We start from the raw sequence: 15,288 nt of genomic DNA, 5'->3' as shown, positions 1-15,288 counted from the left end.
GGCCGCCCGGAAACGGACGATCGGGGAGGAGAACCAGCCATGTCTGAGCCGGTACTGGCCGCGCGCGCGCTGTCAAAGTCGTTCGGGCCGAACGACGTTCTGAAAGGAATTGAATTCGAGGTTCACGCGGGCGCGTCCGTGGCGCTTTGCGGCGAGAACGGCGCGGGAAAGTCAACCCTCATCAAGCTGTTGACGGGCCTTTATCATCCGACATCCGGGCATGTCGAATTCAACGGAAACCAGGAGGACTGGTCGAGCCCGAGGGCGAGCCTCGACGCAGGAATTGCCGTCGTGCACCAGGAGTTCTCCACGATCGGGGCGCTGAGCGTCGCGGAAAACATCTTTCTCGATGCCGAACCGCTGACCCGATTTGGCCTGATCGACCGGAAAGCGCTGGTTTCCCGAACGGAGGCTCTGCTGGACAAACTCGGCATTCATTTGCCCGCCAGATCCCTCGTCGACGAATTGAGTGTCGCGGACAAACAGATGGTCGAAATCGCAAAGGCGCTTCGATCAGATGCCAGGGTCCTGATTCTGGACGAGCCGACGGCGGTTTTGTCGCAAAACGAAACCCGGCATCTCTTCAAAATCATCAACGAGTTGCGCGCAAGGGGCCTGGGCATTGTCTACGTGTCGCACCGTCTGGACGAGATCTTCGAGATCTGCACCGATATCACGGTGATCAAGGACGGGGTGGTCACCTCCCAGGGACCGGTTGCCGACTACTCGCATGACACGGTCATTGCGGCGATGGTCGGGCGTGAACTGGGCAATCTCTTTCCGGAAAAGCCGCATGGCGCCGAAGCAGGGATTCCCATGCTGGCGGTCAGGGACCTTGTTGTTGCCGACGGCGTGCCTCCGGTCAGCTTCGAGGTGAAAGCGGGCGAAATTCTGGGGCTGGCCGGCCTTGTGGGGTCCGGCCGGACGGAGCTTGCACTTGCCATCTATGGCGCGGAAGCGGTAAGCGGGACCGTCCTGATCGAAGGCGAGCCGCTGGACTATCGCTCCCCGTCCAACAGCATCGACGCCGGCATTCTCATGCTTACCGAAAGCCGGAAGGATGACGGTCTGTTCCTCAACAGTTCCGTCGCGCGCAACTTTGCGGCGACAACGCCCGGACACGGGGTTCACCCGGCACGTGTCGCCATCGGCCATGAAGAGGCCCGGGCGCGCGTCATGAAAGACCGCTTCGGTGTCGTGGTCGACAATGTCGGTCTGCCGATTTCCGCGCTTTCGGGCGGCAATCAGCAGAAGGTTCTGATCGCGCGTCTCCTGGAAAACCGGCCCAAGGTGCTCATTCTCGATGAACCGACGCGCGGTGTCGATGTCGGTGCCAAGTCGGAGATCTACAAGATGCTCCGGCACCTGGCCGACGAAGGCATGGCGATCCTCGCCATCTCATCCGAACTCATCGAGATCGTCGGGCTTTGCGACAGGGTCTTCGTCATGCGGGACGGGGAGCTGGCCGCCGAATTGATGTCCCAGGAGATTTCGGAAGAGGCGATCATGAGCGTCGCGGCTGCCGAGACCTCAAGCCACCACGGAGTAGCCTCCAATGGATGATGTATTGCGCATGACGCGTGCACAGCCGGTGCATCTGGTCGTGCTTGCTCTTATCGGTCTTGTCGTCCTGGCCGGGATGTACAGCTCTGACCGGTTCGCCACGCCACTCAATTTCGCCAATGTGCAGGACCAGATGGTCGCCCTGGCGCTGGTCGCCCTCGCGCAGACTGTTGTCATTCTGTCCGGCGGGATCGACCTGTCCTATGCCGGAGCGCTCGGCCTGCTGACGGTTGTTTTTGCCTCGATTGCGGGGGAAGACCCTGCCAGTTTCGCGGCGGCAATCGCTGTTGTTCTCAGCCTCGGGGTCTTCATCGGCGCAGTGAATGGCGGGATCGTCACCTTCGTCGGCATTCATCCGCTGATCGTGACCCTGGGAACCTCGACCATCCTGTCAGGCCTGGCTCTGCTGATCACGCGCCAGCCGACGGGCTCGGTTCCCCTGTTCTTCGAGGACCTGGTCTACGGGCGTATCGGCATGATCCCCTACGGCACGATCTTCACGCTGTTTCTCTATCTTCTGGCCGGGTTCCTGCTCTGGAAAACCCGGCTTGGTCTCAGGATCTATGCCATCGGCGATAATGAACAGGCGGCATCGATCTCCGGCGTTCCGGTCAAGTCGACCAAGCTGATTGTCTATGCGTTGTCCGGATTTCTGGCGGCGGTCACGGCCATCTATATCTGCGGCCGTTTCGGCGTCGGAGACCCGAGAGCCGGTGTCGGCTTCGACCTGAAATCGATCACGCCGGTCATCGTCGGCGGGACGCTTCTGGCCGGTGGCCGCGGCGGCGTACTTGGAACGCTGCTTGCCGTCATCGTCCTGGCGCTGCTCGCCAATGTTCTGAATTTCATGAACGTTTCCAGCTTCTACCAGTGGATCGCGGAGGGTCTGATCATCATTGCCGCCGTCTCCATCTTCGTTGGGAGAAAGAGCAAATGAGCATGATCGCCCTTTTCGGAAAAAACAGCGGCACGGTCCGGGCGCAGCAGAACCGGGAGCTGCTTCTGCTCGCCGGGTTCCTGGTCGTCATCTGGGCGATCACAACCGCCTTGTCGCCAAGGTTCCTGAGCCCGGCGAACCTGAGCGATATACTGCTTCAGGCCGCGCCGCTCGGATTTGTCGTGATCGGACAGATGATTGTCATCATCGTGCGCGGGCTGGATCTGTCGGTCGCCTCCATCATGGCAACGGTGGCGGTTCTTTCCATCGGACTGAACGACAACACCGTCGTGATCTTTGCGGTCGGCATCCTGCTCGGTGCGCTTATTGGCGGCATCAACGGGTATCTTGTGGCCTATCGCGGCGTGACACCTTTTCTGGCAACGCTTGCCACGATGATCGTGCTGCAAGGCATCCGGTTTGCCTATACGGGCGGAGCCCCGGGCGGCACATTGCCGGACACGTTCCGGTGGCTTGCGACCGGTGACCTGTTCGGGCTTCCCGTCGCGCTGATCCTGCTGGGCCTTGTTGCCATTGCCGCGCACTGGCTGCTCGAACATACGGTTTACGGCCGGCGTCTGAAACTCTATGGCGACAATCCCGATGCGGCCTACATGACCGGGGCTCCGACCCGGCTGCTCGTCGTCAGTGCCTTCATGATGTCGGGTGTTCTCGCGGGTTTGGCCGGTCTGGTTCTGGTCGGATATGTCGGGATCGTCGACAACTGGACCGGGCGCGGCTACGAACTCGACAGCATCGCGGCGGCCGTGATCGGTGGCGCAGCGCTCAGCGGCGGCAAGGGAAGTGTCCCGGGTGTGCTCCTGGCCACGCTCGTGCTTGTCTCGTTGTTCAATATCGTTGTCATCCTTGGCCTGTCGATCGAGTTGCAGCTCGTGATCAAGGGAAGTTTGATCTTGCTGGCGGCGGCTGTTTACATGCGGCGGTCACGACGTTGAAACGAGGTTGAGGACGCAACCGTGCCGACCGGCGAAATTCCAAGATCCAACCTCATCCGAATCGCGCGGATCCTGGGATGTTTCGATCACCGGAACAACCCAAGGCCAACGCATGAGATCCTGCAGGAAGTCGGCATGAGCCGGTCGACAGGGTTCGGACTTCTGCGAGCGCTGACACTCCGGGGTTGGCTCGAGAGGGTCGATCACGGCTCGCTCAGGCTCGGCCCGAAGGCTGCCGGCCTTGCCTTTGTGCCGCTCGAGGCTGTCGACACGGCCCTGCCGCGCAGCACCGCAGCGCTGCCACTCGACAGGTCGTCGGCCGATCTCCATCACGCCATCTCCGAATGGGATGCCCGCCTGTTCGAAACAGTGGCCACGGATGCCTACAAGAGGGCCGCTCCGTTTCGCATCGGCTTTGCAAATGCATCGCTTTCCAATGAATGGCGCAGGGCAATGTTTGAAAGCATGCGCTATGCGGAACGGCTGCATGCGGACCGGATCGACGCTTTTCTTGTGCGGGAGGCCGGCGACGATGCCGGGACACAGGTGGACCAGATCGACGAGTTGGTCGAAAGCGGAATTGACCTGCTTCTTGTCAGCACGACCAATGCCCATTCGCCTCTGCTGGATCGGAAGCTGAAGGATGTCGCCGATTCCGGTGTTCCGGTCGTCGCCGTTGACCGCCGCCCGCGCGATCCGTCTTCGCTGGTTTCTTTCGTGACGGCCTCTGACCGTCGCATCGGGCGCATCAGTGCCCTGTGGCTGGCGGAAAGGTTGAAAGGAGCCGGGCGGATCTGGATGTTGTCCGGCCTTGAGGGAGCCAGTCCGGCGATGCGGCGTCAGTCCGCCGCCTTTTCCGGATTCTCCGAGTTTCCGGGCATTCGGATCGAGGCGGTCACCTATACCGACTGGACCGAAGAGGGCGGGCGCAAGGCCGTTCAACGCCTGTTCGACCAGGGGAGTGCTGCTCCGGACGGCATCTGGTGCGACAGCGGGCTCCAGGGTGTTGGATCATTGAAGTTCTTTATCGAAAACGAGCTTCCCGTTCCGGCCCATACCGGCGGCGATCTGAACCAGATGTACAAGCTTGCCCTCTATCACAAGGTTCCCTTTGTCGCGCTGGACTACCCGGCGGCGATGGGGGCGAGGGTTGTCGAGGTCGCGCTGGATATCCTTTCGGGAAAATCCGTACCGAGACGGGTGGAAGTGCCGGTTCCCATCGTTCTTCCGCGTGGTATGGAAACCGCGAGCGTGCGCGCCGATACCTGGGCCGAACGGCATGTCGGTTGGGATTTGCCCGGAACGGCAATCCTGTCCCAGGGTCCGAGCCTGCGCGGATTGCGGTCGGACGGTGAGAACAAGCAGGGGTCTCGACATGGATAAGACCGGGACGCCTTATGACAAGGCGATCGACACCTTTGAAGGGCTGGTTGAAAAGCCGCTTGAGAAGATTGTTTCCGGGCCACTTCCGCTTGCGCGCGCGGTGGGGCTGGCAACGACGTCAGGGTACAGAGCCGTTGCGATCGCCGAAAGCGAAGGTCTCCTGAGCCGGTCGACCGAAGGCGTTTATCTGCGCGGTCCCTCGACGCTGGCGGCCGGATTGTCCGCGCTCGGGTTCGGCGAGTTCGCACTTGTTGCCGAGCCTGTCCTCATTCAGCTGCGGCAATCGACCCGGCTGACCGCCTTCCTCGGGGTTCTGAGCGATGGAGCATGCGCAATCGGTCCGTTTTCCAGCGGACGGGGCATCACCTTCGTGTCACCGCAGCGGCACTACAGTCTCCTGACGCCAGCGTCCTTTGATGCCGACCGGCTTGCGGAAGTTTCCCTTGCACATCAGTTCGAGGCCGTGGCGGCGCAGCGTGCCGTGATCTCCAGTGTCTCGGACCGTCAAGACCGGCTTTGCATCGTGGGCGTCCTGTTGCCCGGTACCCGGGAGGAGGCAGGAAACGAGCTGCGTTCCGAGCTGGTCAGGGCGGCGGATCTTCTTTGTTCGCACTCGGAGAAACCTGAATGAACGATATGAACGAGCGCAGCTTGTGGAACCCGCAATTCCGGTTCTCCGATGTTCTGGAGGATTTCGATGACTGGCTTCGGTGGCGAGACAGTGCGAGCCGGACCGTCGAGCGGTCGCTTTCCTTTGAACGCGTTGCCTATGGAACGCATGACAGACAGTGGCTTGAAACGACGGAGTGCGGCCCGGTTCAAAGTGCCGTTGTGCCGGTTTTCCTTCACGGCGGTTACTGGCGCAGCCTGTGCGCGGAAGATCATCGCTGCGTGCTGACCGGCCTGTCCAGCCTCGGAAACAGATGCGCGAATGTCGAATATCGCCTGATGCCCGAATTCCGCCTGGATGACCTTGTCGGCGACGCGGTCGCCGCTCTCGGGCGGCTTGCAACGCTCTTTTCCGATGACACCCGGTTCCTGCTGATCGGCCACTCCGCCGGCGCGCATCTGGCGGTGAGCGCGGCGCTCAAGACCGGACTGAGCGACCGGCTGGCTGGCGTTGTCGGCATCAGCGGGGTCTATGACCTTGCGCCCGTCGCCAAGTCTTTCCTGCAGGACGAAATCGGGCTGACCGACGGGGAGATCCGGTCGCACAGCCTGATCGGTGCGTCGACCGGCACGCCCCTCCTGTGCGTTGTCGGCGGCGATGAGACAGACGAGTTCAAACGGCAGTCCCTGGCCATGGCTGAAAGCGCCGGCGCGGGACATCTTGTTGTGCGCGGTGCGCACCATCTCAGCATCCTCAGCGATCTGAATTCGCAAAAAAGCCCCTTGATCGATGCGCTGGGCGTCTGGTTAAACAGCTTCAGCCATCCTGCAGAAGTGGACACGATATCATCATGACCTCTCAACTGAACCTGCCGGGCGACGGGATTTTCGTATTCCGGGTCTGGCGGCCGGACCTGTCCGGTCCCAGTCTTTGCGTCTTGCGCGGCGACACCCTGATCGACATTACCTGCGCAGCCGTGCCGACCATGCGCGACCTGCTTGAGCTTGAGGATCCTGCGGGATGGGCCGCGGATGCCGATGGCGTCGCCATCGGCACGGTTGACGAAATTGCCGCCAATTCGATTGAGAGCCCCAATCCGGCGCGGCCCTGGCTGCTTGCGCCTGCAGACCTTCAGGCGATCAAGGCCTGTGGTGTCACTTTCGCATTTTCGATGCTCGAGCGCGTGATCGAGGAGCAGGCGAAGGGCGATCCGGCAAAGGCCGAGAAGATCCGCGAACGCTGTTCGGCCATCATCGGCGACAGCCTCAGATCCGTCACGCCCGGGTCGGAGAAAGCGGCTCAGCTCAAGGACGCCCTGATCGCCGAGGATGTCTGGTCGCAGTATCTGGAAGTCGGAATCGGACCGGATGCGGAGGTTTTCACGAAGTCACAGCCCACTTCCGCCGTCGGTTACGGCGCTTCGGTCGGACTGCATCCGGTGTCCAGCTGGAACAATCCGGAGCCGGAAGTTGTGCTCGCCGTCGACAGTTCCGGGACGGTCAAGGGGGCGACGCTTGGAAATGATGTCAATCTTCGGGACGTGGAGGGCCGGTCCGCGCTCTTGCTGGGCAAGGCCAAGGACAACAATGCGTCCACGTCGATCGGTCCCGCGATCAGGCTTTTCGACACTTCCTTCTCGATTGACGATGTGCGCCGGCTTGAACTGGACCTGACCGTGTCGGGGACCGACGGGTTCGAATTGTCCGGTCACTCCACCATGACGGAGATTAGCCGGGATCCCCTGGACCTTGTCGGTCAGACGCGTGGACGGCACCATCAGTATCCCGACGGCTTCATGCTGTTTCTGGGGACGCTGTTCGCACCGACCGAGGATCGTGACGCTCCCGGTGAAGGCTTCACGCACAAGCTCGGCGATATCGTCAGCATTTCATGCGCGCAACTCGGTACGTTGCGCAACACCGTCCGGCTCTCGACCGAGTGCCCGGAATGGACGTTCGGGACAAGCGCACTCATGCGCAATCTGTCAAAACGCAATCTAATCTAAGGAACAAGCGGGATGCTAACGGGCAAGAATCTCATCAATGGGGAATGGGTCTCAGGCGAAGCGACGTTTCAGTCGCAGCCGGCTGACGGTGCTCCAAACAGTTTTTCCGAGGCGTCCGTTGACGACGTTGACCGCGCATGCCGCGCTGCGGATGAGGCATTCGGGGTTTTCAGCACCACGAGCGATCAGGAAAGAGCTGCCTTTCTGAACAAGATCGCGGACGAAATCGAGGCGCGGGGGGCGGAACTCACCGAGATTGGCGGACAGGAAACCGCACTGCCCGCAGCCCGTCTTGAAGGAGAGCGCGGCCGCACGACCGGGCAGCTGCGCCTGTTCGCGGAAACGATCCTGAAGGGCGACTATCTGGACCGGCGTCACGACAGTGCGCTGCCGGACCGTGCACCCCTGCCACGTCCGGAGCTTTTCCTGGTGCAGCGGCCGATCGGTCCGGTCGCCGTTTTCGGCGCATCCAACTTTCCCCTGGCGTTCTCAACGGCAGGCGGTGATACGGCATCGGCCTTCGCGGCAGGCTGTCCGATCGTCGTCAAGGGACACCCGGCCCACCCCGGTACGGGTGAGCTGGTTGCCCAGGCCATCGACGCCGCGGTGAAAGCATGCGGTCTCCCGTCCGGAACCTTCGGCTTCCTGCAGGGAACGACACTCGCCCTTGGACAGGGCGTCGTCCAGCATCCGCTCATCAAGGCGGTCGGCTTTACCGGTTCACTCAGGGGCGGACGCGCACTTTTCGATCTCTGCGCCGCCCGGCCGGAACCGATTCCGTTTTTCGGCGAACTCGGCAGCGTCAATCCGGTGTTCCTTCTGCCGGGGGCCATGGCGGCGCGCGCAGAGGCGATCGGAGAAGGCTGGGCCGGTTCTCTCACAATGGGGGTTGGTCAGTTCTGCACCAATCCGGGCATTGTTGTCGTTCATGCCGGAGAGCAGGCCGACAATTTTGCAGGCAGCGCCGTCAAGGCGCTTGAGGCCGTTGGTGCGCAGACGATGCTGACCGACGGGATCGCGGGCGCCTGCCGTGACGGGCAGGGCCGCATTGGTGCCGTTGCCGGTGTCGAAACGCTGCTGAGTTCCGTCAGCGACAACCGGGGAGCAACGCCTGCCGTCTATCGCGCCAGTGCAGAAACCTTTGTCGGAAACCGCGACCTTCAGGAAGAAGTGTTCGGACCTGCCGGTGTGATCGTCACCGTTGCCGATGACGCGGAAATGCGGTCTGTCGCACGCAGTTTCGAGGGCCAGCTGACAGCCACTCTGCAAATGGAAGAAAGCGATGCGGCGCTGGCAAAATCGCTCATGCCGATCCTGGAACGCCGTGCAGGCCGCATCCTGGCGAACGGCTTTCCGACGGGTGTCGAGGTTGCCGAAGCCATGGTTCACGGCGGCCCTTATCCGGCGTCGACCAACTTCGGTGCGACTTCCGTCGGCACCATGGCGATCCGCCGCTGGCTGCGGCCGGTGTGCTATCAGAACCTTCCGGCTGACTTGCTGCCGGATGCGGCCAAGAGCTGATGTCAATCGCCGCCGGATCTGTTCCGGCGGCCTTTTTGTTTACCCCCGCCCCACAAAGGGCATGTTCGTCGCCATCACCGTCAGGGTGAGCACATTGGCGTCGAGCGGCAGGCTGGCCATGTAGACCACTGCATCGGCGACGTGTGCCGGGTCCATGGTCGGTTCCGGTGCCAGTTCACCGTTTGCCTGGGGGACGCCGCCGCTCATTTTCGCGGTCATGTCACTGGCCGCGTTGCCGATATCGATCTGGCCACAGGCGATGTCGAACGCCCGCCCGTCGAGCGATGTCGACTTGGTCAATCCGGTAATGGCGTGTTTTGTCGAGGTGTAAGGCGCTGAATTCGGCCGGGGCGTTGTCGCTGAAATCGAGCCGTTGTTGATGATGCGTCCGCCGCGCGGGTCCTGCGCCTTCATCAGCCTGAACGCCTGTTGCGTGCACAGGAATGCGCCTGTCAGGTTTGCCGCGACGACGTTGCTCCATTCCTCGAAGCTGATTTCTTCCAGCGGAACGGGGGAATTTCCAATGCCTGCATTGTTGACGAGAAGATCCAGCCGCCCGAATTCGGCGCGGAGCTTCTCAAACAGAGCACTGACCGATCCGGGATCGCCGACATCGCATGTCATCCAGGACACCTTGTTTCCGGTCTCGCGCTCCAGCTCTTCCGCCGCTGCGGCGAGAACCTGATCGCGCCGGCCGGTGATGACAACGTGCCAGTCTGCGGCGCTGAGACCCTTTGCGACAGCCTTGCCGACGCCGGTGCCGCCGCCCGTTACAAGGGCGATCCTGCCGACGGTGCGCGTTGAAGTATCGGTCATGGGGTTACGCCTTCCAATTCGTCTTCAATGTGAATTCTGATGATGTCGTCGAAATTCGTTTCGGCGACGAAGCCGAGGCCTGCCGCCCGGCTGGCATCGAAGTTTCTTGGCCAGCCTGCGACGATTTTCCTGATGTCCGGATTTGGCTCCCTGCGGATGAGGTCTGCGGCTTTCGCTCCGGCAACACGGCGCAGGGCCTCGATCTGTTCGCCGACAAGCGCCGAGAGGCCCGGCATGGTCAGGTTGCGCCGCGCGCCCAGCTCGGAAGTGTCAAGAGAGGCCGCGTGCGCGCAAAAGCCGACGGCGGCGCGCGGACTGGCGAACCAGTGCCGGACGTCCTCTTCCACGGGAAGAACAGCTTCCTGGCCGACAAGAGGCTCGCGCAGGATATTGGAGAAAAAGCCGGAAGCCGCCTTGTTCGGTTTTCCGGGCCGGATGCAGATCGTCGGCAGGCGGATGCCGATCCCGTCCAGGAAACCCTTGCGGGAATAGTCGGCCAGGAGCAGTTCGCAGATCGCCTTTTGCGTGCCGTAGCTCGTCAGCGGCGTGGTGAAAAAGTCGTCGCCGATCTTCTCCGGAAACGGCTCGCCGAAGACGGCAATCGAAGAGGCAAAGACGAAACGCGGACAGTAGGGCTCGCGGCCGCCTTCGGCGCGAATGGCTTCAAACAGGTACCGCGTACCATCCAGGTTGATGGCATAGCCCTTGTCGAATTCAACTTCCGCCTCGCCCGAAACGATGGCGGCCAGGTGGAAGACGAGATCCGGCCTGCCCTTGATCAGCGACACAGCGTCTTCCTGCCGGGAAAGGTCCACGGTCCGCGTTGCCGTAACAGCCTGGAGCGATGCGGGAACCGGCGGTTCAACGACATCGGCGAGCGTCAGGCCCTCAATCTCTGCCCCGAACAGGTCCGGATTTTCGGCAAGTCTGGACACAAGTTTCCGGCCCACCATGCCGGCTGCACCGGTCACAAGTACACGCATCTTCTTCAGTGCTCCTCCATCGGTGCGTCGCAGTGTTCAGGCTGCAATGCACATCATTTGCCTATTCGGGAAAACCGCTCGGTGAAACAAGCTGTCTGCTTTTATCAAGTTACCGCCGTCAATTCCAACATTCCCTGCGCACCCGTTCCCGGGACACATGAACGATGAAGGGCGCGGCCGGCCCCGTGCATGCCGCGCTGCGCCGTCAATGGCTATTGATCGGGTCAGATTTCGGTCAGGCCTGCAGCGCAACGGTTGAGCGGAGCCCTTCGCTAAGGGCATGAAACAGCGACCTGCCATAGGACCGCCCCGCAAGGAGCCGGTAGCGCCGGTCCGTTTCCAGGCAAAGAATGAAACAGCCGATATGTTCGATGACGGTTCTGAGCGCGGCCCCCGTTTTGAGCGCGGCGGTGTCCGCGTGTATCAGCCGTTCAAAGACACGGGGAAGATCCGGGCCGGTCACGTCCAGACAGATCCAGCCGTCATTCTGTTCGCTCACCGATGCACTGTCGCCAAGCACCGATTTCAGTTCCGCTGCAAGATGCTCATGGGATTCGTGATCGGCAACGATCATCCACTGGTCGCTTCCGGTCCAGAAGGCGGTATGTTCAGGCCCCTGGCACAACGCGCCCGCAAGCGGCAGATCTGCTTCCAGGACATCTGAAAGGCGCGCGGCAACGTCGTCTTCCCTGCCGGTTCTCGCGGCAACGGATGCCAGGGCCAGGCCGGGAACCACGTCCAGCCTGAAGTTCTTGAGGGCGAAGCCGGTCTCGCCGGTTTCAGCGCCGGGCACGGATTGGGTCAGGCGATAGTCAGGCACGCAGACGTTCTCCTTCCGGATCGATAAAGTGCGGGCTTACGACCCGGGCCCTGGCTGTCTGGCCTTCAATCGGATTCGCGACGACGATGTCTTCACCATGGCGCGCGTCGCCTCGTTCGAGGAATGCAAGCGCAATCGGTTTTTCGACATGCGGCGAGTAACAGGCCGAAGTCACCCAACCCTGATCGGTGCCAGGAAGGTGCTGTTCGCCCTCGTTGAAAAGATGCGCCCCGGCCGGAATTGCCGTCTCTCGGTCGGGCGCGATCAGACCTACAAGGCGCAGGCCGGTTTCCGCGGACAGGCCATCGCGCCTTGAAAGGACAGTACCGATGCTGTCCTTTTTCTGCGACACCATGCGGCCCAGCCCAAGATGTGCAGCCGCAGTCTGACCGTTGAGTTCATTGGCCGTTGCGTGACCCTTTTCGATCCGCAACACGCCGAGAGCCTCGGTGCCGTAGGGAGTGACGTCGAACTCTTCGCCGGCTTCCATAAGAACCCGCATGAGGCTGTCGCCGTAGCGGGCGGGCACGGCAATTTCATAGGCCAGTTCGCCGGAAAAAGAGATCCGGAACAGGCGCGCCCGCACGCCACCGCAGATTGTGAGTTCCGCGCAGGCCATGAACGGAAAGGCCTCGTTGGAAATGTCGAAATCAGTATCGACAATCCTGGCAAGCAGGTTCCGGGAATTCGGGCCGGCGACGGCATATTGGGCCCAGGCCTCTGTGGTGGAGATCAACTGGACATCAAGTTGCGGGCACAGGCACTGCCGCACAAATTCCATGTGTCGGTAGACGCTGACCGCGTTCGCTGTCGTCGTGGTGACGACGAAATGATCCTCGGCGAGACGCGCCGCCGTGCCGTCGTCCATCGCGAGACCGTCCTCGCGCAACATCAGCCCGTAGCGCACCTTGCCGACCGGCAGTTTTGCGAAACCGTTGCAATAGACCTTGTTCAGGAAGGTGGCCGCATCGCGGCCCTGAACATCCACCTTGCCCAGCGTTGTGACATCGCAGACGCCGACAGACCCGCGCACCGCCAGCACTTCCCGGTCAACGCTTTCGCGCCAGTGGGTTTCGCCCTCACGCGGAAACCATTGCGCCCGAAGCCACAGGCCCGCTTCCGTGAAGACAGCTCCCTGTTCAGTCGCCCAGCCGTGACTTGGTGTGGTGCGCACCGGCCGGAAGTCTTTTCCTCTGGAGCGGCCCGCCAGAGCACCGATGGCGACGGGCGTATAAGGCGGGCGGAAGATGGTCGTGCCGGTTTCCTCAATGGTCTTGCCGGTCAGTTCGGCCATGAGAGCAAGGCCGGCGACATTCGCCGTCTTGCCCTGATCGGTCGCCATACCGAGCGTGGTGTAGCGTTTCAGGTGCTCAACCGACCGGAAGCCCTCCTGATGAGACAGGCGGATGTCCTTGACCGTCACGTCGTTCTGAAAATCGATCCAGGCCCGCCCCTTGCCTTCCCCGGTGTGCCAGAAAGGGGAGACGGAGACCGCGTCGTCCGCGCATTCGGGGATGTCCAAGCCGGCGGTTTTGAGTCCCAGTTCGCTGAGCGCCTTGGCGGATGCCTCCGCGCCCTCGCGAAAGGCGCTTGCGGTTGTGAACGCGGCATTGGCAGCGCCTGCGACCTGCATTCCGCCAGGGAGCGTTTCCGGGGGGGCGAATGCTGCAATATCCGGGTTCCAGACCGGGCGGCCGCGTTTGTGCGACGTCAGGGAAACGTTCGGGTTCCAGCCGCCCGAGACGCCAAGAGCCCCGCAGGCGAGCGTCCGTGCGGTTCCGTCCGCAAGGCGGATGGTGATATCGGACAAGGCGCGCCGCCCCGAGGTGTCGATCACTTTCGCCCCGGCCAGCACTTCATAGTCGCCGAACTTCGGCGCGTCGGGCCGGATATCGACGACGGCGGCAACGTCGAGGCCTTTTGAGATCAGATCGAGCGCCGTCCGGTGACCGTCGTCATTGTTGGTGAAAATCGCGGTTCGCGGGTCTGCGGCAACCGCCCATCGGTTGGCATAGGCCCTGATGGCCCCGGCGAGCATGATGCCGGGCCGGTCGTTGTTTTCAAACGCGATCGGGCGCTCGGTCGCGCCCGCGCAAAGAACTATCTGCCTCGCATAGATCCGCCAGAGGATCTGCCGGGGAAGAGCCGCGTCCGGATTGGCCAGATGATCGCCGACCCGCTCCAGAGCGCCGGAAATGCCGTGATCGAATGCGCCGTAAACGGTGGTCCGTTTCATCAGGCGGACGTTCTGGAGGCCCTGCAGTTCCGCCAGTGCTGCCTTCAGCCATCCGGATGAAGACTGCCCGCCGAGTTCAAAGGTTTCGGCGTTCAGACGGCCGCCAAATTCGAAGTCCTCGTCCGCGAGTATCACGCGCGCCCCGGAGCGCCCTGCTGTCAGGGCGGCGGCCAGGCCGGCAGGTCCCGCCCCGACAATCAGAAGGTCACAGTGCAGAGCGCCCTTGTCGTAATTGTCCGGGTCCGCCTCACCACTGGCAGCGCCAAGGCCGGCGGCGCGCCGGATGACCGGTTCATACAGCTTTTCCCAGAACGCCTTCGGCCACATGAAGGTCTTGTAGTAAAAGCCCGCCGTCAGAAAGCTTGAGAAAAGATCGTTGATGCCCATCACATCGAAAGCGAGCGAGGGCCACCTGTTCTGGCTCTTCGCGACGAGGCCCTCATACAGCTCAGCGGTCGTTGCCCGTGTGTTGGGTTCCCGGCGAGCACCCTCGCGAAGCTCCACGATCGCGTTGGGTTCCTCCGATCCGCTGGCCAGAATGCCGCGCGGGCGGTGATACTTGAAGCTTCTGCCGACGAGTTTGACATTGTTTGCCAGCAAGGCCGAGGCGAGGGTGTCGCCCTTGAAGCCGGTATATGTCCGGCCGTCAAACCGGAAGGAAAGTGTTGCCGACCGGTCCAGCTTTCCGTTTTCAAGGCGATTAATCTGGCTCATCGGCTGCCTGCCTTTGCCAATGCAACGTCGCTGGCGAATTCGACAGTCAGAATGTCATGTGTCGTGGTGTCCCGCGTAACGACAAGCCAGGATCGGTCGCCCTGTTCGTGGAACCAGAGCTCACGATGTGTTCCGGCGGGATTGTCGCGCAGATACTGATAGGTGAAGAAGGCGGCGTCCGCGTTTTCCTCCTGCCAGTCCGGCCGGTCCAGAAGCGAGGCATCTCCGAGATAGACGAATTCCTCTGCGTCTCTCGGGCCAAGAAGCGGATGGGGAATGATCATGCGGGAAGGTCCTGAATTTTCTGCTTCCACAGAGCTCTCAGTTCTGCTTCTGAAGCGCCTTGTTCATAAACCGGCGACATAAGCGGCTTGCAGGCGGAGATTTCGATCACAACGGCGGCGTTGAACATTTCGGTCAGATCCGGCCAGAGCGCCGCGAAATCCGGAAGCAAACGATCGAAGGTCGCTGATCCCCGGTTTTCCAGGCGCGCCTTTCCGCGCAGGCGAACGCCTTTCCGCGACAGGATGTCGACGAAGTTGATTTCGACTTCGGGCCGGACCTGAATGTTGCGCACCGTGTTCGGAGACCGCATTTCGGCAAAGGCGAGCGTTTCTTCATCGACCACAATGAACGTGCCCTTCGGTGACAGGTTCACCTGTCCGCCGGCATCGGCGGTGGCGACAAACCCCAGACGCCAGGTTTCGATCAACACGCGTGCGGTTTCCGTGATCACGTCAGGTT

At 62.0% G+C, this 15,288-nt stretch carries 14 protein-coding genes; 8 read left to right on the top strand and 6 right to left on the bottom strand.

The features are described 5' to 3' along the window. Positions 1 to 39 precede the first annotated feature (39 nt). Genes RBB49_RS07920 through RBB49_RS07885 form a run of 8 tightly spaced genes read left to right on the top strand, consistent with a single transcriptional unit; the run spans position 40 to position 8,975 of the window. Entirely contained in the window at positions 40 to 1,563 is a 1,524-nt protein-coding gene (locus RBB49_RS07920; protein ID WP_306142175.1) for a sugar ABC transporter ATP-binding protein, read from the top strand. Continuing rightward, the gene (locus RBB49_RS07915) at positions 1,556 to 2,500 is read left to right on the top strand and encodes an ABC transporter permease (RefSeq protein WP_306142174.1); all 945 of its coding nucleotides are present in this window, start codon (positions 1,556 to 1,558) and stop codon (positions 2,498 to 2,500) included. Before RBB49_RS07920 ends, RBB49_RS07915 begins: the two co-directional genes overlap by 8 nt. Then, a complete protein-coding gene (locus tag RBB49_RS07910; RefSeq protein WP_306142173.1) occupies positions 2,497 to 3,456 on the top strand; it encodes an ABC transporter permease in 960 nt (319 codons plus the stop codon). The genes RBB49_RS07915 and RBB49_RS07910 overlap by 4 nt, the downstream gene beginning before the upstream one ends. Positions 3,457 to 3,477: 21 nt before the next feature. Then, positions 3,478 to 4,839 (top strand): substrate-binding domain-containing protein, encoded by a 1,362-nt coding sequence (locus RBB49_RS07905; RefSeq protein ID WP_306142172.1) that lies wholly within the window; start codon positions 3,478 to 3,480, stop codon positions 4,837 to 4,839. Continuing rightward, positions 4,832 to 5,470, top strand: a complete 639-nt coding sequence (locus tag RBB49_RS07900) for a hypothetical protein (protein WP_306142171.1) — start codon at positions 4,832 to 4,834, stop codon at positions 5,468 to 5,470. The genes RBB49_RS07905 and RBB49_RS07900 overlap by 8 nt, the downstream gene beginning before the upstream one ends. Beyond that, positions 5,467 to 6,303, top strand: coding sequence for an alpha/beta hydrolase (locus tag RBB49_RS07895; RefSeq protein ID WP_306142170.1), 837 nt, complete (start codon positions 5,467 to 5,469; stop codon positions 6,301 to 6,303). The genes RBB49_RS07900 and RBB49_RS07895 overlap by 4 nt, the downstream gene beginning before the upstream one ends. Further along, complete coding sequence (locus RBB49_RS07890) at positions 6,300 to 7,454, top strand: fumarylacetoacetate hydrolase family protein (RefSeq protein ID WP_306142169.1); 1,155 nt, start codon at positions 6,300 to 6,302, stop codon at positions 7,452 to 7,454. Before RBB49_RS07895 ends, RBB49_RS07890 begins: the two co-directional genes overlap by 4 nt. Before the next feature lie 12 nt (positions 7,455 to 7,466). Continuing rightward, positions 7,467 to 8,975 (top strand): aldehyde dehydrogenase (NADP(+)), encoded by a 1,509-nt coding sequence (locus tag RBB49_RS07885; protein WP_306142168.1) that lies wholly within the window; start codon positions 7,467 to 7,469, stop codon positions 8,973 to 8,975. A gap of 39 nt (positions 8,976 to 9,014) precedes the next feature. Here RBB49_RS07885 and RBB49_RS07880 read toward each other — a convergent pair whose 3' ends face one another. The 6 genes from RBB49_RS07880 to RBB49_RS07855 all read right to left on the bottom strand — a co-directional run bounded on the left by RBB49_RS07880 (position 9,015) and on the right by RBB49_RS07855 (position 15,280). After that, the gene (locus RBB49_RS07880) at positions 9,015 to 9,791 is read right to left on the bottom strand and encodes an SDR family oxidoreductase (protein ID WP_306142167.1); all 777 of its coding nucleotides are present in this window, start codon (positions 9,789 to 9,791) and stop codon (positions 9,015 to 9,017) included. Then, complete coding sequence (gene denD, locus RBB49_RS07875) at positions 9,788 to 10,774, bottom strand: D-erythronate dehydrogenase (RefSeq protein WP_306142166.1); 987 nt, start codon at positions 10,772 to 10,774, stop codon at positions 9,788 to 9,790. The genes RBB49_RS07880 and denD overlap by 4 nt, the downstream gene beginning before the upstream one ends. Positions 10,775 to 11,009: 235 nt before the next feature. Continuing rightward, positions 11,010 to 11,594, bottom strand: coding sequence for a sarcosine oxidase subunit gamma (locus RBB49_RS07870; protein ID WP_306142165.1), 585 nt, complete (start codon positions 11,592 to 11,594; stop codon positions 11,010 to 11,012). Continuing rightward, a complete protein-coding gene (locus tag RBB49_RS07865) occupies positions 11,587 to 14,544 on the bottom strand; it encodes a sarcosine oxidase subunit alpha family protein (RefSeq protein WP_306142164.1) in 2,958 nt (985 codons plus the stop codon). Before RBB49_RS07865 ends, RBB49_RS07870 begins: the two co-directional genes overlap by 8 nt. After that, positions 14,541 to 14,828, bottom strand: a complete 288-nt coding sequence (locus tag RBB49_RS07860) for a sarcosine oxidase subunit delta (protein WP_306142163.1) — start codon at positions 14,826 to 14,828, stop codon at positions 14,541 to 14,543. The genes RBB49_RS07865 and RBB49_RS07860 overlap by 4 nt, the downstream gene beginning before the upstream one ends. After that, positions 14,825 to 15,280, bottom strand: a complete 456-nt coding sequence (locus RBB49_RS07855; protein WP_306142162.1) for a pyridoxamine 5'-phosphate oxidase family protein — start codon at positions 15,278 to 15,280, stop codon at positions 14,825 to 14,827. Before RBB49_RS07855 ends, RBB49_RS07860 begins: the two co-directional genes overlap by 4 nt. Positions 15,281 to 15,288 lie beyond the last annotated feature (8 nt).

Origin of the sequence: Roseibium sp. MMSF_3412, from assembly GCF_030733265.1 — a bacterium.
In the GTDB taxonomy this organism is placed as follows: Bacteria; Pseudomonadota; Alphaproteobacteria; order Rhizobiales; family Stappiaceae; genus Roseibium.
This window is presented reverse-complemented; position numbering and strand designations above follow the sequence as displayed.